We start from the raw sequence: 21798 nt of genomic DNA, 5'->3' as shown, positions 1-21798 counted from the left end.
ATTAACCGCGCTCCGATCAAAGAGTCAGTCGAAGGTAATGCCCTGCGCCAGCGGCAACTCCAGCGAGTAGTTCACGGTATTGGTCTGGCGGCGCATATACCCGCGCCATGCATCCGAGCCCGACTCACGCCCACCACCGGTCTCTTTCTCACCACCAAACGCCCCGCCAATTTCCGCGCCGCTCGGGCCGATGTTGACGTTGGCGATGCCGCAGTCACTGCCCACCGCCGACATGAATTGCTCGGCTTCGCGCACATCGGTGGTAAAGATGCACGAGGACAAGCCCTGAGGCACGGCGTTGTTCAAGCGCAGCGCTTCGGTGAAGTCCTTGTAGCCAACCACGTAAAGAATCGGCGCAAAGGTCTCGGTGCAGACCACATCGCTCTGCTCCGGCATTTCCACAATCGCGGGCGACACGTAGTAGGCGTTGGGGAACTGGTCTTCCAATTGGCGCTTGCCACCGAACACCCGGCCGCCTTCGCTCAATGCCTGCTCGAGGGCATCCTGCATGTTTTCAAAGCTGTGCTTGTCGATCAGCGGGCCCACCAGATTGCCTTCCAGCGGATGGCCGATGCGCACCTTGGAATAGGCGGCCTTCAGGCGGGTGATGATTTCTGCTTTCACCGATTCATGGGCGATCAGCCGGCGCAGGCTGGTGCAGCGCTGGCCAGCCGTACCCACGGCGCTGAACAGAATGGCGCGCACGGCCATGTCCAGGTCGGCGCTTGGGCCGAGGATCATCGCGTTGTTGCCACCCAATTCCAGAATGCTGCGGGCAAAACGTGCGGCGACTTTCGGCGCCACTTCGCGGCCCATGCGAGTGCTGCCGGTTGCGCTGATCAGCGCGACACGCGGGTCGTCCACCAGTGCAGCACCGGCATCGCGACCGCCGATGATCACTTGGCTCAGGTATTCGGGCGCATCGCTGAATTTCTTCAACACGCGCTCGAACAGCGCCTGACAGGCCAGCGCGGTGAGCGGGGTCTTTTCCGACGGTTTCCAGATCACGGCATTGCCGCACACCAGGGCCAGGGTGGTGTTCCACGCCCATACCGCTACTGGGAAGTTGAAGGCGCTGATCACGCCCACTACGCCCAGTGGGTGCCAGGTCTCACGCATATGGTGGCCCGGGCGTTCGGAGGCGATGGTCAAGCCGTACAGCTGACGCGACAAACCAACGGCGAAATCGCAGATATCGATCATTTCCTGCACTTCACCCAAGCCTTCCTGGGTGATCTTGCCTGCTTCCCAGGACACCAACTCGCCCAGATCGGCTTTATATTCACGCAACACGTCGCCTAATTGACGCACCAGCTCGCCACGTCGTGGAGCCGGTACCTTGCGCCAGGCCTCAAATGCATGCTCGGCGCGACTGACCTGCTGCTCGACCTCGGCGGCCCCTTCCCAGTGCACACTGGCGATCTGGCTGCCATCAATGGGCGAATGCACGGGATGTTTACCCGATTGGTACAACGCCGGGTTTACCCCGAGACGATCAAGCAATGCGGCAACCATGGGTTTCTCCTTCCATCTACAAACGAAAATATGCGCCGCCCGTCAGGGGACGATCCAGACCTTATTTGTAGCTGGCCCAAGACTTGCCAACAAACGACGATTAGGCGAGATATCATTCCGTTTATTCATGCAAAAAAGAAAAAGAGACAGGCCATGCTGAATAAAAGACATTTGCCGTCGATCACCGCCTTGCAGTGCTTCGAGGCCGTCACCCGTCACCTGAGTTTCACTCGCGCCGCCGAGGAGCTGAACCTCACCCAAAGCGCCGTCAGCAAACAGGTGGCGCAGTTGGAAGAACTGCTGCAACACTTGCTGTTTCGCCGGGTGCGCCGCCGTTTGCAAATGACCCCGGCGGGCGATCTGTACCTGGTGGAAGTGCGCAAGATCCTCACCCAGGTGGAGATGTCGACTCATTACCTACGCTCCTACGGCGGCGAAACCGAAGTGCTGCGGGTATCCACGCCCTACACCTTCGGCGCCCGCTGGCTGGTGCCTCGCCTCAAGGGTTGGCGCCTGCGTCATCCGCAGATCCACCTGGACCTGTGCAACGAACAGGACCCCGACGAGCTGCTGCAAGGCAAGGCCGACCTGGCGTTCTACTTCGGCCAGGGCTCGCGACCCGGCACCGAAAGCCTGAAGCTGTTCAGCGAGGAACTGGTGCCGGTGTGTGCCCCGGACACGCTGCCTGCCCAGCCATTTACCGACCCCACGCAACTGAGCGACCTGGTGCTGCTGCAAAACGCGTCCCGCCCCCAGGGCTGGCACGACTGGTTCGCCGCCCAGGGTCATCACACCGAACACAGCTACCACGGCCCACGCTTCGAAACCTTCTATATGTGCATCCGCGCCGCGCAAGTGGGCTGCGGCGTGGCGCTGTTGCCACGGTTTCTGGTGGAAGAAGAATTGGCCGAGGGCAAACTGGTCATTCCCTGGCAGTACGCAATGCCGAGCCAGGATGCTTATTACCTGGCGTATCCCGAACATTCGGCGGAAGTGCCCGAGGTGCGGGATTTTGTGAAGTGGATGATGGCGCAGGTTGAGCCTTCATGATGGTCTTCGCCTGCAAATTCGCCTTCGCGAGCAAGTCGAATCGTCGCACCGCCGCTCCCACATTTGGAATGCATTTCAAGTGTGGGAGCGGGCTTGCTCGCGAAGGCGGTGGCAGCCCGACAAAAATACCAAGTTAAAAATCACTGGCAAAACAACACAGGTCTATGCGCCACTAGCGCCATTCCTTAATTGTGCGTAACGGTCGGTGCCCATCGCCGACCCGTCTGGAGATTCCCGTTATGAGCGAGAGTGTGTTTGCCGATCGCATCGTGCAGAACTTGCTCGACACCGACTTCTACAAGCTGACCATGATGCAGGCGGTGCTGCACAACTATCCCAACGTGGAGGTTGAATGGGAGTTTCGTTGCCGCAACAGTGAAGACCTGCGCCCATACCTGGCAGAGATTCGCTACCAGATCGAGCGCCTGGCCGAGCTGAGCCTGAGCCCTGATCAACTGGGTTTCCTGGAGCGCATCAGCTTTATGAAGCCAGACTTTTTGCGCTTCCTCGGCCTGTTTCGCTTCAACCTGCGTTATGTGCAGACCGGCATCGAAAACGGCGAGTTGTTTATCCGCCTGCGCGGGCCGTGGTTGCATGTGATTTTGTTTGAAGTGCCGATGCTCGCGATCGTCAGCGAAGTGCGTAACCGCTATCGCTACCAGACGGTGATCCTCGAACAGGTCCGCGAGCAGCTGTACCGCAAGTTCGACTGGCTGACCGCCAACGCCAGCAGCGACGAATTGTCGGAGTTGCAGGTGGCTGACTTTGGCACCCGCCGGCGCTTTTCTTATCGGGTCCAGGAAGAAGTGGTCAACGTGCTCAAGCACGATTTCCCTGGGCGCTTTGTCGGCACCAGTAACGTGCACCTGGCCCGCGAACTGGACATGAAACCCCTGGGCACCATGGCCCACGAATGGATCATGGCCCACCAGCAACTGGGCCCACGGTTGATCGACAGCCAGGCTGCCGCCCTCGATTGCTGGGTTCGCGAATACCGTGGCCTGCTGGGGATCGCCCTGACCGACTGCATCACCACCGACGCATTCCTGGGCGACTTCGATCTGTATTTCGCCAAGCTGTTCGACGGCCTGCGCCATGACTCCGGTGATCCGGTGCTGTGGGCAGAAAAAGCCATCGCTCATTACCACAAGCTGGGGATCGAGCCGATGAGCAAGACCCTGGTGTTCTCCGACAGCCTGACACTGCCCAAGGCCCTGGAGATTTTCCGGGCGCTGCGCGGTCGGATCAATGTCAGCTTCGGCATCGGCACCAACCTGACCTGCGATATTCCAGGTGTGGAACCGATGAGCATCGTGCTTAAAATGACTGCCTGCAATGGCCAGCCCGTCGCGAAGATTTCCGATGAAGCGGGCAAGACCCATTGCACCGATCCGAACTTTGTCGCCTATTTGCGCCACGTTTTCAAAGTACCTGCCCTACCCAGCAAGGAGTGAATCATGCAAGCCGTACAGCGCGAGATTGCTGAACAGCTCAAGGTCCAACCGCCATTCAAAGACCAGGCCGCCCTGGAGGCGGAGGTTGCGCGACGGATCACCTTTATCCAGGAATGCCTGCTCAACTCGGGGCTCAAGACGTTGGTGCTGGGCATCAGCGGCGGCGTCGACTCCCTGACTGCCGGTCTGTTGGCCCAGCGGGCGATGCAAGAGTTGCGCGCGCGCAATGGCGACGAGGCGTACCGTTTTATCGCGGTGCGTCTGCCTTATGAAACCCAGTTCGACGAACACGATGCCCAGGCCTCGGTGGACTTTATCGCCCCCGACGAGCGCCACACCGTGAACATCGGCCCGGCGGTCAAATCCCTAGCCAATGAGGTGGCTGCCTTTGAAGGCAAACACGCCGTTGCCCGGGATTTCGTGCTGGGCAACACCAAGGCGCGGATACGCATGGTGGCGCAGTACACCATCGCTGGCGCAGCCGGTGGGTTGGTGATCGGTACCGACCATGCGGCGGAAGCGGTGATGGGGTTTTTCACCAAGTTCGGCGATGGCGCCTGCGACCTTGCGCCATTGAGCGGCCTGGTGAAAAACCAGGTGCGGGCAATTGCGCGGCACTTGGGTGCGCCGGAATCGCTGGTGGAAAAAATCCCGACCGCCGACCTGGAAGACCTTTCCCCGGGCAAGCCGGATGAGGCGTCCCACGGCGTGACCTACGCCGAGATCGATGCATTCCTGCACGGTGAGCCGGTGCGCGATGAAGCGTTCCGGATTATTTGCGAGACCTATCGCAAGACGCATCACAAGCGAGTGATGCCGTTTGCGCCATAAGGCATGACCTCGCGACATTTTTTGTGGCGAGCGGGCTTGCCCGCGTTGGGCTGCGAAGCGGCCCCAATAAGATCACTGTGTTTTTTCAGAAAGATCGCGGTGGCTGGTTTTAGGGCTGCTGCGCACCCCAACGCGGGCAAGCCCGCTCGCCACAGGTCTTCACCAGCCACAAAAAAAGCGCCTGAAAAGGCGCTTTTTTATGGTTGGGAGCCTGATTATTTCAGGACAACAGCGCCTTTCATCATCGAGTTGTGGCCTGGGAACGAGCAGAAGAACTCGTAGCTTTCACCAGCCGCCAGCTTCGAGACATCAAACGTCACGGAGTCTTTCTCACCAGCACCAATGATTTTGGTGTGGGCAATGACTCGGGTGTCACCGTCTTTCAGGTAGTTCTTGTCAATACCAGCACCCATGCCGTCGGCGGCGATGCCAGCCATGTCAGCAGTTTTACTCAAGACCCAGTTATGGCCCATAACATTCTTCGGCAGGCTGCCGGAATGCTCCAGATTCACAGTGAACTTCTTGCAGCTCTTATCGATGGTGATTTCCTTGGTGTTGAAGGACATCTGGTCAGTGGAGTCGACGGTGACCGAGCACTCTGCAGCAAGCAACTGGCCGCTAGCCAGAGTCAGCAGGGAAACAGCAACGAGTTTGGCAAACATGTGAATCTCCAAGGCAGGGTTAAACAAAATCCGAATAACGGGAAGATTGCCTGATACAGGCCGAACTTCTCATGATCTGCATCAACAAATTGTATACAACTTTAGGCTATCAGACTGATCGAGACAATCAAACAGCCTCGTGTTGATTGCCCACCTATGATCGGCTCGTCATCCCTTACGGAGTTCAAGCCATGCATTTCAATAGCCTACTGCGCAGCCTGCTTGCCGCGTATGCCTGCGGCGCCAGCGGCACCTGCGAAACGCCTCGCTGCGAGGTTTAATCCTTTAAGAGACGCCGACCAACCTTTACTCTTTAGCGATTACTGAGCATGGAGTCGGGTATGTCCTTGAAGTCTGTATGTGTATTTTGCGGTGCAAGCAGCGGCACTGATCCGGCCTACCGCGAAGCGGCCATTGCCCTCGGGCAAACGCTGGCCGAGCGCAAACTGACCCTGGTGTATGGTGGCGGTGCCGTTGGCCTGATGGGCATTGTGGCCGACGCAGCCCTGGCGGCGGGCGGCGAGGTGGTCGGGATTATTCCCGAAAGCCTGCAAAACCTGGAAATTGGTCACAAAGGCCTGACCCGCCTGGAAGTGGTCGACGGCATGCACGCCCGCAAGGCACGCATGGCGGAGCTCAGCGACGCGTTTATCGCGCTCCCAGGCGGCCTGGGCACCCTGGAAGAGCTGTTCGAAGTCTGGACCTGGGGCCAGCTCGGCTACCACGGCAAGCCGCTGGGTTTGCTGGAAGTGAACGGTTTCTACAGCAAACTCACGGCATTTCTCGATCATATCGTCGGTGAAGGCTTCGTCCGCGGGCCGCATCGTGCCATGCTGCAAGTTGACGAATCGCCCGTGCAGTTGCTGGACGCGCTCGATGCCTGGAAGCCGCTGGCGCTGCCCAAATGGGTGGACAAGAAACCCGATTAACCCTTGGGACGCGATTAAAGGCAGAATACGCGCCGCTCAACCTCACCTTCGACCCTAGAGGATCGCCCATGGCAAAACCTAATTACTCCTTCGCCAAACGTCAGAGAGACTTGGCCAAGGAACAGAAGAAAGAGGAAAAACTGCAACGCAAGAAAGTTGCAGCCGATGAAGAGGCCGGTGCACTGAACCCGGATGCAGAAGGTACAGTTGCAACTGACGAGACCGAAGCACCGAAAGATCAGGCGCCTGACGCCTGAGGCACACTGTGTAACAAATCCCCTGTGGCGAGCGGGCTTGCCCGCGTTGGGCTGCGCAGCGGCCCCAAAATCTGCCGCCGAGATCTGTCTGAAAGATCGCGGTGAGCTTACTGGGGCTGCTTCGCAGCCCAACGCGGGCAAGCCCGCTCGCCACAACAACCCCGTTACTCCAGCGGCATCACCGTCACCCGTACTTCCGGGTCATGGCTCCCTCCCCCCAGAATCACCCCCCGCAACGGCGAGACATCGGAAAAATCCCGGCCCCAGGCCAGGGTGATGTGCTCCAGTGCCGGCTGCACATTGTTGGTCGGGTCAAAGTCCACCCACCCCAACACCGGACAAAATACTGAAACCCACGCATGGGACGCATCGGCGCCGATCAGCCGTGGCTGGCCGGGTGGCGGCTGGGTCAGCAGGTAGCCACTGATATAACGCGCCGCCAGGCCCCGGGAACGCAGGCAAGCGAGCATCAGGTGGGCAAAGTCCTGGCACACGCCGCGCCGGCGTTCCAGCACTTCCACCAGCGGCGTGGCCACTTGGGTGGCTTCGGCATCGAAGGTGAACTCGCTGAAAATCTTCTCCATCAGCGCCTGAGTCCCCAGCAACAGCGGGCGACCCAGTGGAAAGCAGCTTTCGGAAAACTCGACGAAGCTTTTCTTCAAATGCACGTAAGGCGATTCAAAGCGGTACCGGCACGCCTCGATCACCTCGACCGACAGCGGCTGACTGCTGTAGGTCAAGCCCTCGCGAGCCTGATCCCAGGGCAGTGACTGGCTGAAATCCAGCCGCGGTCGCGCCAGAACCTCCACCGTCAGCCCGGCGTTGACCAGCAACTCATCGTGCGGCCGCTCAAACGCCAGGCGGGTGATCGGGTTGCCAAACACGTCCAGCTCATCCCGACGCGACGTCGGCTCGGGGCTGATGTCCAACTGTTGCCACGTGCAACGCTGCCAGGCACACGGCCGTGGCCATAAGTGAGCAAGCTGCTGGGCCAGCGACACCGGACTGTCGTAGTGGTAATGGGTATCGTGGAAAATCTGGTAGCGGGCACTCATCACACGGACACCGTTTGCTGGCTGACATCATCCACATGGGCAAAATGGCGCAAGGCCAGGCGATCGGAGACTTGCCCGCTTTCATCGGCGACCGCTTGCAGCAGGTCCGCCAGGCCATCGAGAGCCGCACGCACGCTGGTTTCGCCGAACAACGGGTTCTCCAGGCAACCCAGGTCAAACCGTGCCAGGCGCTCCACCAACGGTGTCAACCCGGTCTCCCGAGGCACGCCGAAGTCGTCATTCAAACGGCGCAAGGTACGGCTCACCAGCTTCAGTTGGAACAACACCGCATGGGGGTTCTGTTCATCCAGCAGCAACAGGTCCAGCACCGGGATCAGTTGCGGCACTGCCAGGTAGCGCGAGCGGTAGGTGATGCTGCTGTTGCCCAGCTCCAGCAACCACTCCAGCCCCGCTTGATCGAACACCGCCACCCCGCGCAAAAACGCCGCCAGGCTGCTGCTGAGAAATTGCAGACGCTCGATACGCCGGCCCATCATCAAAAAGCGCCAGCCTTCGTCACGGGTCATATCGTCGAGGGCAAAGCCGGACAGCGCCGCCAGAGACATCACCAGACGATTGAGGAAATCCAGCAACTCGCCAAAATCCGGCGCCTCACTTTCCAGCTCCATGGCTTCGCGCTGCAACTCCACCAATGCCTGCCAGTTTTCCCGGGACAACTTGCCACGCACCTGGGACGCCGCCCACTGCAAGCGCTGCAGATTGGCCCGCAGGCTCGACGGCCAGTCATCACCGAGCAGCGCCGCCTGCAGCCGCTCAGGCAACGTGCCCTCCTCCGGCAACAGTCGCAGGCTTTCGCCAAGCTCTACCGCCGCCTGCAACGCCAGCGGGTCATCTCCGTCGACATAACGCGCCAGGACAACACGCAGCCAGCGCGCGCTGTCGTCGCAACGCTCGCAATAACGGCCGAACCAGAACAGGTTTTCCACCACCCGCGATGGCAGATACGGATCACGCCGCACCAGGTCATGGGTACCGATCGAACGTTGCGCCCGCCACTGCTCACCGCCGGGCGCTCGTTCCCCCAACACCCAGGTGTCCTTGCTCGCGCCGCCACGCTGCATCGATACCACTTCGGCATCGGCTTCGGCGGCCACACGGGTCAGGCCACCGGGCAATACTCGGTAATCGTCATCGCTGGCCACTGCGTAAACACGCATGCCAATGGCGCGGTGTTGCAGATGGTCATCGACGGTGTGCCAGACCGGCGCCTGGGACAATTGCGCCAACTCCTGGGCGACGTAAGCGTAAGGCCGCGCCTGCATGCGCTCGGCCAAGGCCTGGCGTTGTTCGTGGTTCAAGTCGCGGCCGAATACCGGGGCGAAGCTCTGGGACGGGAATGCCGGCTTGATCAGCAGCTCCGGCAGTTTTTCCAGCGCTTCGGCGAGCACTGGCGCTTCGCCGCACCACCAGGTGGCGATGGACGGCAGGATCAGTTCTTCGCCAAACAGGTATTGGTTGATCTTCGGCAGAAAGCCCAGCAAACCGGGAGACTCCAGCACACCGCTGCCCAGGGCATTGGCCACCAACACGTTGCCCTGACGCACAGCGTCGAGCAGGCCTGGGACGCCAAGGGCCGAGTCGGTGCGCAGCTCCAGCGGGTCACAGAAGTCGTCGTCCAGCCGACGCATGATGGCGTTCACCCGGCGCAGGCCGCTGAGGGTTTTCAGGTAGACGGTGGCATCGCGCACAGTGAGATCGCCACCTTCCACCAACGGGTAGCCGAGCTGGCGGGCCAGGTACAGGTGTTCGAAATAGCTTTCGTTGAAACGGCCAGGGGTCAGCAGCACGATCAGCGGTGGCTGGTCGTCGCCGGGCGCCTGGCGGGCCAGGGTTTCCTGCAAGGTACGGAAGAAGCCGGTGAGGTGCTGAACCTGCAAGTCGCGGTACAGATCCGGGAAAGCGCGGGACACGATGGTGCGATTTTCCAGGGCATAACCTGCGCCAGACGGCGCCTGGGTGCGGTCAGCCGTGACCCACCAACGACCATCCGGCGTGCGCGCCAAGTCCACCGCGTACAGGTGCAAATAAGCCCCGTCCGGCGGCTGGATGCCCTGGCATGGCCACAGAAAATTGTTATGGCCAAACACCAGTTCTGCCGGCAGCAAACCTTCGGCGATCAACCGTTGCGGACCGTAGAGGTCCGCCAACACCGCATTGAGCAGCCGCGCCCGTTGGGCGATGCCGGCCGACAAGTGCTTCCACTCATCCGCCGCCAGCACATGGGGCAACAGGTCCAGTTCCCAGGGCCGATCGGCGCCCTTGGGGTCGGCATAGACGTTGTAGGTCACGCCGTTTTCCTGAATCTGCCGGGTCAGCAGCGCCTGGCGCTGAGCCAGTTGCGCCGGTGTACTGCGTTGCAGGTGGTCGAGCAAGCGCTGCCAATGGGCACGGACCGCGCCGCTGTCGTCCAGCAGTTCATGATAGGTGCCCGCGGTCAGCGGGTAACGGTCGAGCAAGTCGGACATGGAACGCTCGGCAGAGGCAAGGGAAGTCAGATTAACTCAGATTCACTGCAATCTAATGTGTGCGGGCTTGCTCGCGAAGGCGGTTGTAGCCGCTGCCGAGGCACGAGGCTGCGATGCGTGTCCGCAGGACCGCCCATTGGGGCCGCTATGCAGCCCATCGCAGCCTCGTGCCTCGGCAGCGGCTACAACCGCCCTCGTCGCACCGCCGCTCCCACATTTTAGATCGCGCTTAGTCATTTTTATTGGGGAAGCGCCGCAAATCCAGGGTCATCGGCAATTCATCATTGATCACTTCCGTCGGCACCGGCAGCTTGCCCGGACTGTGCCCCAAGCGGAAAAACCGCGCCATGCGCCGGCTTTCAGCTTCATTGGCATTGACCGGCAAGCTGTCGTAATTACGCCCACCCGGATGGGCGACATGGTACTGGCAGCCCCCCAGCGAGCGTTGCATCCAGGTATCCAGCAAATCGAATACCAACGGCGCGTGCACCGGGATTGTCGGCTGCAGACAGTTGGCCGGTTGCCAGGCGCGGTAACGCACGCCGGCGACAAACTCACCGACACGCCCGGTGGGTTGCAGTGGTACCGGGATGCCGTTGCAGGTCAGCAGGTAACGTTGCGGCGGCAAGCCACTCACCTTGACTTGCAATCGCTCCAGGGACGAATCGACATAGCGCACCGTGCCGCCCACCGCGCCCTCTTCCCCCAGCACATGCCAGGGTTCCAGGGCCTGGCGCAGTTCCAGCTCGATGCCGCTGACGGCGTAATCGCCGACCTTGGGAAAACGGAACTCCAGGTGCGCAGCAAACCATTCGGCCCGCAGCGGATAACCGGCAGCGTTCAATTCGACGATCACATCGGCAAAATCCTGCTCGATAAAATGTGGCAGCAGGAAACGGTCGTGCAGTTCGGTCCCCCAACGCGCCAGCTTCGGCGGCGCATAGGGTTCATGCCAGAACCGCGCAACCAGCGCCCGCAGCAGCAATTGTTGCGTCAGACTCATGCGTGCGTGGGGCGGCATTTCAAAGGCGCGCAATTCCAGCAGGCCCAGGCGGCCGGTGGCGCCGTCCGGCGAGTAGAGCTTGTCGATGCAGAACTCGGCGCGATGGGTGTTGCCGGTGACGTCGATCAGCAGGTTGCGCAACAGGCGATCTACCAACCAAGGCGGGCACTCTTCACCCGGTGCGGGCATCTGCGCGAAGGCGATTTCCAGTTCATACAGCGCATCGTTACGGGCCTCATCGACCCGTGGCGCCTGGGACGTCGGGCCGATGAACAGTCCGGAAAACAGGTAGGACAATGACGGATGGTTATGCCAGTAGCTGATCAGGCTGCGCAGCAGGTCGGGGCGACGCAGAAACGGCGAGTCCTTCGGCGTGGCACCGCCAAGGACGAAGTGGTTACCGCCGCCGGTACCGGTATGGCGACCGTCAATCATGAATTTTTCGGTGGTCAGGCGGGTTTGCCGGGCTTGTTCGTAGAGAAATTCAGTACGTTCCACCAACTCGTCCCAGGTAGCGGACGGCTGCACATTAACCTCGATCACACCCGGATCCGGGGTTACCCGGAAGTTGCTCAGGCGTGGATCGCTGGGTGGTTCGTAGCCTTCCAGCAGCACAGGGCAGTGCAGTTCTTCGGCGGTGGCTTCGATGGCCGCCACCAACGCCAGGTAATCCTCGACCCGCTCCAGCGGCGGCATAAACAGATACAGCCGGCCTTCCCGCGCTTCGGCGCACAAGGCGGTGCGCGTCAGCCAGTCGGCGGACTCGTCGATCTTCGGCTCGCGGTCTTCACTCAGGGCCGGTTCGCCATGGCTTTGCAGTTGCGCAACGGTGGGCAGTTCGGGCAAGTCCTGATTGGGGTCGGTGGGATGCACGAACGGATATTCCGCCGCCGTCACCCAAGGCTGCGAGGCCAATGGCAGGCGATAACCCAGAGGCGAATCCCCCGGCACCAGGCGGCAATGGTTCTCCCGCAGGTACCAACGCCCGCTCTGCCAGCGGTCATTGGCCGCCGTACGTGCCAATGGCAGCACCTGGCCGATGACTTTATCCAGCCCTTGGGTGAATACCTTACGCAGACGTTCACGTTCCAGGTCGTCGCCCAGTCGCGGGTCTTCGGCGGTAACGTTTTGCGGCAGCGCGCCTTCGCGCCACAGGTAGTAGAAATTGTCCTCGTAAGCCGGGAAGACAAAACGCGCCGGCAATTTCAAGCGCTCGGCGACACTGGCAAGAAAACGCCCCGCCATCACACCATCAGCACCATAGTCCTGTTGCTCATCGGCAATCAGCGCACTGTTGTGCCAGATCGGCAGGCCGTCCCGACGCCAGTAGCAGTTGAGGGACCAGCGCGGCAGTTGCTCGCCGGGGTACCACTTGCCCTGGCCAAAATGCACCAGCCCCTTGGGCGCGTAATGCTTGCGCATGCGCTGGAAAAGCTCCGCGGACAGCCGGCGTTTGTCCGGCCCCAGGGCGGCGGTGTTCCACTCGGCACCGTCGGGATCGTCGATGGAGACGAAGGTCGGCTCGCCGCCCATGGTCAGGCGCACATCGTCCTTGATCAGGTCACTATCGATCTGCCGCCCCAAGGCCTGGATCGCCAGCCATTGTTCTTCGGTGTAAGGCTTGGTAACCCGTGGGGCTTCCCAGATCCGCTCCACCGACATCTCGTGGGTAAATTCGCACTCGCAAGGTTCCACCAGACCACTGATGGGTGCCGCTGAAGAAGGATCAGGACTACAAGCCAACGGGATATGTCCTTCTCCGGCGAACAAGCCGGAGGTGGCATCAAGACCAATCCAGCCGGCGCCGGGCAAGTACACCTCGCACCAGGCGTGCAAGTCGGTGAAGTCCACTTCCGTACCGGACGGGCCATCGAGGGCTTTGACGTCGGCGGTCAGTTGAATCAGGTAACCGGACACAAACCGTGCAGCAAGGCCCAGGTTGCGCAGCAATTGCACCAGCAGCCAGGCCGAGTCACGGCAGGAGCCGGAAGCGTTTTCCAGGGTGAACTCCGGGGTTTGTACGCCGGGCTCCATGCGGATCAGGTAGCCGATATCGGCAGCCAAGCGCTGATTGAGCCCTACAAGGAAGTCCACGGCCGGCAACGGTGTACGGTCGATACCTGCCAGGTAAGCGGCGAATTTCGGCGTCAGCGGCAGGGTTTCCAGGTACGGCGCCAGCTCGCGCTGCTCATCGGCGGCGTAGCTGAACGGGATTTTTTCGGCGTAGGGTTCAAGGAAGAAGTCGAAGGGATTGAACACCGCCATCTCGGCGACCAGGTCGACTTCAATGCGCAACTCATCGGTCTTTTCCGGAAACACCAACCGTGCCAGGTAATTACCCTGGGGGTCTTGCTGCCAATTGATGAAGTGCTGCTCGGGCAACACCTTCAACGCATACGACAAAATCCGCGTGCGGCTGTGTGCCGCCGGACGCAGGCGCACAATCTGCGGGCCGAGCTCGACTGAGCGGTCGTAGCGGTAGTGCGTGACATGGTGCAACGCGACATGAATCGACACGGCGGCCTCCTGCGAGCCAGAGCATGAAACAAAGCGCGCAAGACTTATGCCAGTGCGGGGGCTGTTGCGCTTTATCAATGGACCCGGTGCAGTACAGCACCAAAACAGCGCGACGGCGGCCCTCGTGGTGCGAGGGTTGCACATATTTGTGGCAGGAGTGCGGGGGTGGGTGGTGAATCTACCCAGATGGCAAGCCGTGCCGTGGTACCTACCGGTTTTTATGCGAGGCTTTTACTGCCTGACGAAGATGGCGGATTTCCACGAGTTTAATACGCATATCTCGCTGAACGGCACTGTTGAGTATCAATAGGCCAAACAGCGGAAAAACCAACGCAAGGCCATAAAGAACGGTGTGCGGTTTGTACTGAATCATTGGAAGCACAAACACAAGGCAAGCGAAGTAAATGCCCACCATTACCCACATCCACGACGGTCGCCCACGCAAAATCATGAAATTGCTATGGACCGTCAGCAGGATCAGAAACGCTCCGGTGAGCATGATCGAAAAGCCCAATCCGCCGGCGAGAGGCGCATCACGAAAATAGGTCGCAAAGGAAAGCGCTGTAGTGAAACCCAAAGAAAAATAGGCCGCAAATACACCACCGATAAAAGTAAGGAAGTAATGCCTGAAAAAATCACGAAGCGTCATCAGCTCGCTCATTCGCCCACCTCCTCATACAGCCCCAATGCGATGGTTTTTATGTTGCCCGTATAAGCACTCCCAACAAAGCCTGCCGTTGCGCCTAAGGCGTCTTTAATTTGGGTCTTGGTGCTGTGTTTAAGTTGAGTCGGGGTAAAACGCTTGGGCAACTCGCCTGACAATTGCTTGAGCTTGAGCATCTTCGATGTCAGGCGAGGATCATTGATGGTCAGCAGTTCTTTTGTGAGCTTCGCTCTTTCTTGTCGATTCAAGCCACGAAGCACTTCGCGCAAGGTCTTGCCTGTGGCCACCTTAGCGACATTGACGAGTTTAATCGTCGTAAGGGCGGATGCGCCTACTCCAGCTAACGATACTGCGTCCAAAACAGTTGAGGTGTTCTGATACCACGCCTCGCTGTCGAGCCAATCATTTCCTTCTGGCCTGGCGACCTCGAGTGCCGTTCGAGTAATGCCATTGAAACACTGGAGTGCGCTTGCACCAGCAGCCGCGTATCCGACCACAACGATGACGGAGCTCGTGCCGGCGCTGAAGGGAACCAAAATGGTTCCGCTGGCAATAGCAGCCCAACTGATGACAGCACCTACACACGAAATAGTGGTATTCATCGCCTCGCCAATCAGGCGGGACTCGCGCGGATTACTGACTACGTGTTCAGCAAATTGCGTAGGGGCAATGTACTTCTGCGCCTCCCGCAAAATAACGCGCTTGGGCGTAATGCTACAGAGTGGCTTGAATTCACGCAGGGTCACTATGTTGAAGTCAGCATCGATATACACCACACCGGCACCGACAATGCCGGGGTCCGCATCAATGGCGGCAAATAAACGCGGCAGGTTGATCTGGCTTTCGATGCGCTGGCGAGCCATGAACTGGGAGCGGTTGGAGTCCATGCCGATGTTGAGCAGGGGGTTGCTCATAGAGGTGTTCTTCCTTGAAATGGGTGGCGACTGAACTTGCTCGCGAAGGCGATTTAATGGGCGCCACCTTAACAAACAGGTAACCCACCCGCCAGAAAGCAAAACGCCAGCACGGGGCTGGCGTTTTGTGGTTCAGGCCGCGATCAACGCGGCACTACCGGCTTGCGGGCAGGCTTCTTGCCTTTGCCCTTGGCCGCGTCGGTGCGTTCCTTGGCGGCCTGTTTGTTACGGACCATTGCAGCGGCCTTGGCTTGTTCGCGTTTGTCCCAAGGGTTGCTGCCATCACTGCCACGCGGCGGCAAGCCGGTATGCTGGGTGAGGATCTTGGTGGTGGTTTCCTTGGCGACCTTGTGGCTGCCAGCCGGCGTCGAGTTCTTGCGACGGGCGCTCTGGTAGCTGTCGGTGGCCGGCTGGTGCAACGGGATCAACTGGTCCTTGCCCGGCCCGATCAGGTCGGCGCGACCCATGCGGGTCAATGCTTCACGCAGCATCGGCCAGCCTTTCGGATCGTGGTAGCGCAGGAACGCCTTGTGCAGACGGCGCTGCTCTTCGCTCTTGACGATGGTCACCGAGTCGCTCTTGTAGGTGACCTTGCGCAGCGGGTTCTTGCCCGAGTGGTACATCGCGGTGGCGGTGGCCATCGGCGATGGGTAGAACGCCTGCACCTGGTCGGCACGGAAGCCGTTGCCCTTGAGCCACAAGGCCAGGTTCATCATGTCTTCATCAGTGGTGCCCGGGTGGGCGGCGATGAAGTAAGGAATCAGGTACTGCTCCTTGCCTGCTTCCTTGGTGTACTTCTCGAACATGCGCTTGAACTTGTCATAGCTGCCGATGCCCGGTTTCATCATCTGGTTGAGCGGACCTTCCTCGGTGTGTTCCGGGGCGATCTTCAGGTAGCCACCGACGTGGTGGGTCACCAACTCTTTAACGTATTCCGGCGACTCGACGGCCAGGTCGTAGCGCAGGCCGGAAGCGATCAGGATCTTCTTCACACCCGGCAGCGCACGGGCACTGCGGTACAACTGGATCAAGGAAGAGTGATCGGTGTTCAGGTTCGGACAGATACCAGGGAACACGCAGGACGGCTTGCGGCATGCGGATTCGATTTCCGGGCTCTTGCAGGCAATGCGGTACATGTTCGCGGTCGGGCCGCCGAGGTCGGAGATGACACCGGTAAAGCCTGGAACCTTGTCGCGGATCTCTTCAATCTCGCGAATGATCGACTCTTCGGAACGGTTCTGGATGATCCGGCCTTCGTGCTCGGTGATCGAGCAGAAGGTGCAGCCGCCGAAGCAGCCACGCATGATGTTCACCGAGAAGCGAATCATGTCGTAGGCCGGGATCTTTTCCTTGCCGTACGCCGGGTGCGGGACACGTGCGTATGGCATGCCGAACACGTAGTCCATTTCTTCGGTAGTCATCGGAATGGGCGGTGGGTTGAACCACACGTCCACTTCACCGTGCTTCTGCACCAGGGCGCGGGCATTACCTGGGTTGGTTTCCAGGTGCAATACGCGGTTGGCGTGGGCGTACAGGACCGAGTCGCCACGGACTTTTTCCACGGACGGCAGGCGGATCACTGTCTTGTCGCGGGTCATGCGCGGGCTGGCGAGGATCTGTACGACCTTGGCTTCTTCAGGATCTTCAACCGGGCCTTTTTCCTGCTCAATGGCGCAGGCCTGGGTGTCCTGGGTATTCACGTACGGGTTGATGATCTTGTCGATCTTGCCCGGACGGTCGATACGCGTGGAGTCCACTTCGTACCAGCCTGCCGGCGTGTCGCGGCGAATGAACGCGGTGCCGCGCACGTCGGTGATGTCTTCGATCTTGTGGCCCCACGACAGGCGCTGGGCGACTTCGACGATGGCCCGCTCGGCGTTGCCGTACAGCAGGATATCGGCGGCGGCGTCGATCAGGATCGAGTTGCGCACTCGGTCCTGCCAGTAGTCGTAGTGCGCGATGCGGCGCAGGGAAGCTTCAATGCCGCCAAGCACGATCGGCACGTGCTTGTAGGCTTCCTTGAGACGCTGGCTGTAGACCAGGCTCGCACGGTCCGGGCGTTTGCCCGCCATGCCACCGGGAGTGTAGGCGTCGTCGGAACGGATTTTCTTGTCGGCGGTGTAGCGGTTGATCATCGAGTCCATGTTGCCGGCCGCGACGCCAAAGAACAGGTTCGGCTCGCCAAGCTTCATGAAGTCGTCTTTGGACTGCCAGTTCGGCTGAGCAATGATCCCGACGCGAAAGCCCTGGGACTCCAGCAGCCGGCCGATGATTGCCATACCGAAAGACGGGTGGTCGACATAGGCATCACCGGTGACGATGATGATGTCGCATGAATCCCAGCCAAGTTGATCCATCTCCTCCCTGCTCATGGGCAGGAATGGCGCTGGACCGAAACATTCGGCCCAGTACTTGGGATAGTCAAATAACGGCTTGGCTGTTTGCATGACGATGACCGGTGTTGAGATGAAAAATCGCGGGCGCGGAATATAGCACAAAATTTGACCAATTCCGACGGTAACGGTCGGAATTGTGGCGAGTCTTGAATAGTGAATGCTTTCAAATGTGGGAGCGGCGGTGCGACGATTCGACTTGCCGTTATTCGTCGTCGAAGTTGTAGCTGCCCGGCGCCAGGTTCTCGAAGCGGGTGTACTTACCGATAAACGCCAGGCGCGTGGTGCCGATCGGGCCGTTCCGCTGCTTGCCGATAATGATTTCGGCGATGCCTTTATGCTCGGTTTCCGGGTGGTAGACCTCGTCCCGGTACACGAACATGATTACGTCAGCATCCTGCTCGATCGCTCCGGATTCCCGCAAGTCGGAGTTGATCGGGCGTTTGTTCGGACGTTGCTCCAGGGAACGGTTGAGCTGCGACAGCGCAACCACCGGGCAGTTGAATTCCTTGGCCAGGGCTTTCAACGAGCGGGAGATCTCGGAAATCTCGTTGGTCCGGTTATCGCCACCGGAACCAGGGATCTGCATCAACTGCAGGTAGTCGATCATGATCAAGCCAACATCACCGTGCTCGCGCACCAGACGACGGGTGCGCGCGCGCATTTCCGAGGGGCTGATACCGGCAGTGTCATCGATGAACAGCTTGCGGTCATTGAGCAGGTTGACGGCCGAGGTCAGGCGCGGCCAGTCGTCGTCTTCCAGGCGGCCCGCCCGGACCTTGGTCTGGTCAATGCGGCCAAGGGACGAGAGCATACGCATGATCAACGATTCACCTGGCATCTCCAGGGAGTAGACCAGTACGGCCTTCTCGCTGCGTAGCACCGCATTTTCCACCAGGTTCATGGCGAAGGTGGTCTTACCCATGGACGGACGGCCAGCAACGATGATCAAGTCGGATGGCTGCAAGCCACTGGTCATGCCATCGAGGTCGGTGTAGCCGGTGGACAGGCCGGTGATGGCGTTGTCGGTGTTGAACAAGGTGTCGATACGGTCGATGGCCTTGGTCAACAGGTCATTGACGCTCACCGGGCCGCCGGTTTTTGGCCGGGCTTCGGCGATCTGGAAAATCTGCCGCTCGGCTTCGTCGAGGATCTCTTCAGCCGTGCGCCCTTCCGGGTTGAAGGCGCTGTCGGCGATTTCCGTGGCGATGCCGATCAGTTGCCGCAAGGTCGCCCGTGCGCGGACGATCTGCGCATAGGCCTTGATGTTGGCTACCGATGGGGTGTTTTTCGCCAGTTCGCCCAGGTAACCGAGACCACCCACTTGCGAAGTCTGACCTTCCTTGTCCAATTGCTCGGCAAGGGTCACGACGTCGATGGGGGAGTTCAGATCGGCCAGTTTGGCGATGGCACGGAAGATCAGGCGGTGGTCATGGCGATAGAAGTCACCGTCCGAGACTTGATCCAGCACGCGTTCCCAGGCGTTGTTGTCCAGCATCAGACCACCGAGCACGGCCTGTTCGGCCTCGATGGAATGCGGCGGCACCTTCAGGGCAGCGGTTTGCAGATCGTATTGCTCAGGAGCGGAGATATCGTTCATGGCCACTTGGAATAGTTGGAAAATCAGGGGTTACAGGAAAACAAAAGGCACGACCTGTAAACAGGATCGTGCCCGATGTTAACCGCCTGACACCAGAGGTGCCAGTCAGTTAATGCAGCTTAAGCAGCTACCACAACAACGCGTACGGTTGCTTCGACTTCAGCGTGCAGGTGCACAGCTACATCGAATTCGCCAACGTTGCGGATGGTGCCGTTCGGCAGACGAACTTCGCTCTTCTGCACTTCAACGCCGGAGGCGGTCAGTGCATCAGCGATGTCGTGGGTGCCGATCGAACCGAACAGCTTGCCTTCGTCACCGGCGGTGGCAGTGATAGTCACTTCCAGCTCAGCCAGTTGGGCAGCGCGAGTTTCGGCCGAAGCTTTTTTGTCTGCTGCTGCTTTTTCCAGCTCAGCACGACGCTCTTCAAACGCAGCCAGGTTGGCAGCGGTTGCAGCGGTGGCTTTGCCGTATGGCAGCAGGTAGTTACGACCGTAACCGGCCTTAACGTTCACTTTGTCGCCCAGGTTGCCCAGGTTGGCGACTTTTTCCAGAAGGATCAGTTGCATGTGAAAATCCTCTAACTTTTAACCTTCACCGTTCGCATTGTCAGCGTCTTTCGGCGCCAAACGTCCGCGAAAATCAATCAGGCCGTCGACAATGGCCAAAACCACGAGTAACGGATAGATCAGTTGCATAAACAGCAACAGCGTCACGTACATCCCCACCAGCCAAAACTTGGCCAGGCGCTTGCGCGCCACCAGCCCGTGCATCAGGGCCAGTCCGGCAAACACCAACGGTACGCTGCACAACGGCGTCAACATGGCCATTTGTGGACCGAAATTCGGCCCTACAAGCATGAGCGCCAGCAGCAACATCGCTGGTCCTGCGGGGATTCTGATACTGCGAAACTCGCGACCAAAACCACCCGGGTTATACAACAACGCCTGCCAGTAGCGCCCAAGAATCAGGCTCAGCACACTGACGATCTGCAACAGTGCCGCAATCAGGCCGGTAAGTACCGGTGCAATCAGTGCTGCAAGGCGCGCTCGCTCCTCTACCGACAACTTCTGGTAGAGATCCCCGAGGGCCAGCGGCAGGATTTTTACCAACTCCTGCGCCAGCGCCTCGATTTGCGGGCGGAAAGCCGCGCCCAACACCACTGCGTACACCACTCCCAATGCCACGCTGACCAGCAGCGTACGGTTCCAGGACTCACTTGCGCGTAAAACCAACGCAAGGCTCGAAGACCCCAGCAGTACCAGAAGTACCCGTGGATCGTCGAATTGCAGCCACCAGATCAAGGCCGGCAGCAACCCCAGGGCAAGGACACCAAGGGCGTCCTTCAAACCGCGCCGCAGCAGCACAAGGCAACCTGCGGCAGCACCCAACCAATACAACAACGGCAATGCTGCACATCCAGCCACTACCAGAGTGGCCTGCACACGACCGCGCATGATGAACTCAGCTAAGGCGCGCATGCATTCAATCCCTTACTACTTGTCGACTGCCCGGTCTCAGCGGCCGTGGCTGTCGGTGTAGGCCAGCAGGGCCAGGAAGCGGGCGCGCTTGATAGCGGTGGCCAGCTGACGCTGATAACGAGCTTTGGTACCGGTGATGCGGCTTGGAACGATTTTGCCGGTCTCGGATACGTAAGCTTTCAGAGTGTTGAGATCTTTGTAATCGATCTCCTTCACGTCTTCAGCGGTGAAGCGGCAGAATTTACGACGACGGAAGAAACGTGCCATTTGATAGGCTCCTTAAAAGGTCCGTGGATTACTCGTCAGCGTTATCGCTGTTGTCGCTGTCATCACTATCAGCGCTTTCAGCGCCTTCGTGCTCAGGACGGTCGCGACGCTCACGGCGCTCACTGCGGTTTTCTTCAGCCTTGAGCATCTCGGATTGGCCGGTAACGGCTTCTTCGCGACGGATGACCAGGTTACGGATCACTGCATCGTTGTAGCGGAAGTTGTCTTCCAGCTCGGCCAGGGCCTTGCCAGTGCATTCAACGTTCAGCATCACGTAGTGAGCCTTGTGAACATTGTTGATTGCGTAGGCCAGTTGACGACGGCCCCAATCTTCCAGACGGTGGATTTTGCCGCCGTCTTCTTCGATCAGCTTGGTGTAACGCTCAACCATGCCGCCGACTTGCTCGCTTTGATCCGGGTGGACCAAAAAGATGATTTCGTAATGACGCATGAATGCTCCTTACGGGTTGTAGCCTGCCGCTCAAAAACGGTCAGACAAGGAGTGAATGACACTTATGGATCTTGCCGCAGGGAGGCACATGCGTGCCCGCCAGGAAGGCAAGGGGCGCAATTGTAGAGAAGGGGAAGGATGGGCGCAAGGCAATTGGTGATTATTTGAACAATGTCGAATACACCAAAAACCAATGTGGGAGCGGCGAATGCGACTGTAGCCGCTGCCGAGGTACAAGGCTGCGATGGGCTGCGTAGCGGCCCCCAGGGCGG

At 59.7% G+C, this 21798-nt stretch carries 18 protein-coding genes; 5 read left to right on the top strand and 13 right to left on the bottom strand.

The window, feature by feature from the left end; translation table 11 throughout:
* Positions 1-24: 24 nt before the first annotated feature.
* Entirely contained in the window at positions 25-1515 is a 1491-nt protein-coding gene (amaB, locus tag J7E41_RS23710) for an L-piperidine-6-carboxylate dehydrogenase (protein WP_214996730.1), read from the bottom strand.
* Between the two features lie 153 nt (positions 1516-1668).
* Here amaB and J7E41_RS23705 point away from each other — a divergent pair, with 153 nt between their 5' ends.
* The 3 genes from J7E41_RS23705 (at position 1669) to nadE (ending at position 4850) form a co-directional block, all read left to right on the top strand.
* Positions 1669-2565, top strand: a complete 897-nt coding sequence (locus J7E41_RS23705) for a LysR family transcriptional regulator (protein ID WP_214996729.1) — start codon at positions 1669-1671, stop codon at positions 2563-2565.
* A 239-nt stretch (positions 2566-2804) separates the two neighbouring features.
* Complete coding sequence (gene pncB / locus J7E41_RS23700; protein WP_214996728.1) at positions 2805-4019, top strand: nicotinate phosphoribosyltransferase; 1215 nt, start codon at positions 2805-2807, stop codon at positions 4017-4019.
* A 3-nt stretch (positions 4020-4022) separates the two neighbouring features.
* Complete coding sequence (gene nadE, locus J7E41_RS23695; protein WP_214996727.1) at positions 4023-4850, top strand: ammonia-dependent NAD(+) synthetase; 828 nt, start codon at positions 4023-4025, stop codon at positions 4848-4850.
* 215 nt (positions 4851-5065) lie between these two features.
* Here the strand turns inward: nadE and azu are convergent, their stop codons facing one another.
* Entirely contained in the window at positions 5066-5512 is a 447-nt protein-coding gene (azu, locus tag J7E41_RS23690; protein WP_214996726.1) for an azurin, read from the bottom strand.
* Between the two features lie 341 nt (positions 5513-5853).
* On the opposite strand from azu, the gene J7E41_RS23685 reads away from it, so the two are divergent.
* A complete protein-coding gene (locus tag J7E41_RS23685; protein WP_214996724.1) occupies positions 5854-6441 on the top strand; it encodes a TIGR00730 family Rossman fold protein in 588 nt (195 codons plus the stop codon).
* A gap of 68 nt (positions 6442-6509) precedes the next feature.
* Positions 6510-6698 (top strand): hypothetical protein, encoded by a 189-nt coding sequence (locus tag J7E41_RS23680; protein ID WP_214996723.1) that lies wholly within the window; start codon positions 6510-6512, stop codon positions 6696-6698.
* A 164-nt stretch (positions 6699-6862) separates the two neighbouring features.
* On the opposite strand, the gene J7E41_RS23675 is transcribed toward J7E41_RS23680, so the two are convergent.
* From J7E41_RS23675 to rpsF, 11 genes are all read right to left on the bottom strand, one after another.
* The gene (locus J7E41_RS23675; RefSeq protein ID WP_214996721.1) at positions 6863-7753 is read right to left on the bottom strand and encodes a transglutaminase family protein; all 891 of its coding nucleotides are present in this window, start codon (positions 7751-7753) and stop codon (positions 6863-6865) included.
* Positions 7753-10239 (bottom strand): circularly permuted type 2 ATP-grasp protein, encoded by a 2487-nt coding sequence (locus J7E41_RS23670; RefSeq protein WP_214996719.1) that lies wholly within the window; start codon positions 10237-10239, stop codon positions 7753-7755. The genes J7E41_RS23675 and J7E41_RS23670 overlap by 1 nt, the downstream gene beginning before the upstream one ends.
* Positions 10240-10468: 229 nt before the next feature.
* Positions 10469-13759, bottom strand: coding sequence for a DUF2126 domain-containing protein (locus J7E41_RS23665; protein ID WP_214996717.1), 3291 nt, complete (start codon positions 13757-13759; stop codon positions 10469-10471).
* 208 nt (positions 13760-13967) lie between these two features.
* Complete coding sequence (locus J7E41_RS23660) at positions 13968-14420, bottom strand: hypothetical protein (RefSeq protein WP_214996715.1); 453 nt, start codon at positions 14418-14420, stop codon at positions 13968-13970.
* Positions 14417-15337: an NAD synthetase gene (locus J7E41_RS23655; protein WP_214996713.1), complete on the bottom strand. Its 921-nt coding sequence runs from the start codon at positions 15335-15337 to the stop codon at positions 14417-14419. The genes J7E41_RS23660 and J7E41_RS23655 overlap by 4 nt, the downstream gene beginning before the upstream one ends.
* A gap of 143 nt (positions 15338-15480) precedes the next feature.
* Complete coding sequence (locus tag J7E41_RS23650; RefSeq protein ID WP_214996711.1) at positions 15481-17784, bottom strand: YgiQ family radical SAM protein; 2304 nt, start codon at positions 17782-17784, stop codon at positions 15481-15483.
* Between the two features lie 151 nt (positions 17785-17935).
* Positions 17936-19330 carry a replicative DNA helicase gene (dnaB, locus tag J7E41_RS23645; RefSeq protein ID WP_058411329.1) on the bottom strand — a complete coding sequence of 465 codons (1395 nt, stop codon included), beginning with the start codon at positions 19328-19330 and terminating at the stop codon, positions 17936-17938.
* 119 nt (positions 19331-19449) lie between these two features.
* Positions 19450-19896, bottom strand: coding sequence for a 50S ribosomal protein L9 (rplI, locus tag J7E41_RS23640; RefSeq protein ID WP_003171376.1), 447 nt, complete (start codon positions 19894-19896; stop codon positions 19450-19452).
* 18 nt (positions 19897-19914) lie between these two features.
* Positions 19915-20808, bottom strand: a complete 894-nt coding sequence (locus J7E41_RS23635; RefSeq protein ID WP_214996709.1) for a hypothetical protein — start codon at positions 20806-20808, stop codon at positions 19915-19917.
* Between the two features lie 36 nt (positions 20809-20844).
* The gene (gene rpsR / locus J7E41_RS23630) at positions 20845-21075 is read right to left on the bottom strand and encodes a 30S ribosomal protein S18 (RefSeq protein ID WP_002551829.1); all 231 of its coding nucleotides are present in this window, start codon (positions 21073-21075) and stop codon (positions 20845-20847) included.
* A 28-nt stretch (positions 21076-21103) separates the two neighbouring features.
* On the bottom strand, positions 21104-21526 hold the full coding sequence (gene rpsF, locus J7E41_RS23625; protein WP_003217491.1) for a 30S ribosomal protein S6: 423 nt from the start codon (positions 21524-21526) through the stop codon (positions 21104-21106).
* Positions 21527-21798 lie beyond the last annotated feature (272 nt).

This window comes from Pseudomonas fluorescens (assembly GCF_018614655.1).
GTDB lineage: Bacteria > Pseudomonadota > Gammaproteobacteria > Pseudomonadales > Pseudomonadaceae > Aquipseudomonas > Aquipseudomonas fluorescens_BX.
Note: the sequence above shows the minus strand (reverse complement) of the source record. Positions and strands in the feature narration are given on the sequence as shown.

Excerpts from the sequence above, each read along its gene's own strand:
- J7E41_RS23675 (WP_214996721.1), bottom strand. The coding sequence starts at position 7,753 with ATGAGTGCCCGCTACCAGATTTTCCACGATACCCATTACCACTACGAC.
- nadE (WP_214996727.1), top strand. The coding sequence starts at position 4,023 with ATGCAAGCCGTACAGCGCGAGATTGCTGAACAGCTCAAGGTCCAACCG.
- amaB (WP_214996730.1), bottom strand. The coding sequence starts at position 1,515 with ATGGTTGCCGCATTGCTTGATCGTCTCGGGGTAAACCCGGCGTTGTAC.
- J7E41_RS23685 (WP_214996724.1), top strand. The coding sequence starts at position 5,854 with ATGTCCTTGAAGTCTGTATGTGTATTTTGCGGTGCAAGCAGCGGCACT.
- pncB (WP_214996728.1), top strand. The coding sequence starts at position 2,805 with ATGAGCGAGAGTGTGTTTGCCGATCGCATCGTGCAGAACTTGCTCGAC.
- J7E41_RS23650 (WP_214996711.1), bottom strand. The coding sequence starts at position 17,784 with ATGCAAACAGCCAAGCCGTTATTTGACTATCCCAAGTACTGGGCCGAA.
- rplI (WP_003171376.1), bottom strand. The coding sequence starts at position 19,896 with ATGCAACTGATCCTTCTGGAAAAAGTCGCCAACCTGGGCAACCTGGGC.
- azu (WP_214996726.1), bottom strand. The coding sequence starts at position 5,512 with ATGTTTGCCAAACTCGTTGCTGTTTCCCTGCTGACTCTGGCTAGCGGC.
- J7E41_RS23635 (WP_214996709.1), bottom strand. The coding sequence starts at position 20,808 with ATGCGCGCCTTAGCTGAGTTCATCATGCGCGGTCGTGTGCAGGCCACT.
- dnaB (WP_058411329.1), bottom strand. The coding sequence starts at position 19,330 with ATGAACGATATCTCCGCTCCTGAGCAATACGATCTGCAAACCGCTGCC.
- J7E41_RS23670 (WP_214996719.1), bottom strand. The coding sequence starts at position 10,239 with ATGTCCGACTTGCTCGACCGTTACCCGCTGACCGCGGGCACCTATCAT.
- J7E41_RS23655 (WP_214996713.1), bottom strand. The coding sequence starts at position 15,337 with ATGAGCAACCCCCTGCTCAACATCGGCATGGACTCCAACCGCTCCCAG.
- J7E41_RS23705 (WP_214996729.1), top strand. The coding sequence starts at position 1,669 with ATGCTGAATAAAAGACATTTGCCGTCGATCACCGCCTTGCAGTGCTTC.
- J7E41_RS23680 (WP_214996723.1), top strand. The coding sequence starts at position 6,510 with ATGGCAAAACCTAATTACTCCTTCGCCAAACGTCAGAGAGACTTGGCC.
- J7E41_RS23660 (WP_214996715.1), bottom strand. The coding sequence starts at position 14,420 with ATGAGCGAGCTGATGACGCTTCGTGATTTTTTCAGGCATTACTTCCTT.
- rpsR (WP_002551829.1), bottom strand. The coding sequence starts at position 21,075 with ATGGCACGTTTCTTCCGTCGTCGTAAATTCTGCCGCTTCACCGCTGAA.
- rpsF (WP_003217491.1), bottom strand. The coding sequence starts at position 21,526 with ATGCGTCATTACGAAATCATCTTTTTGGTCCACCCGGATCAAAGCGAG.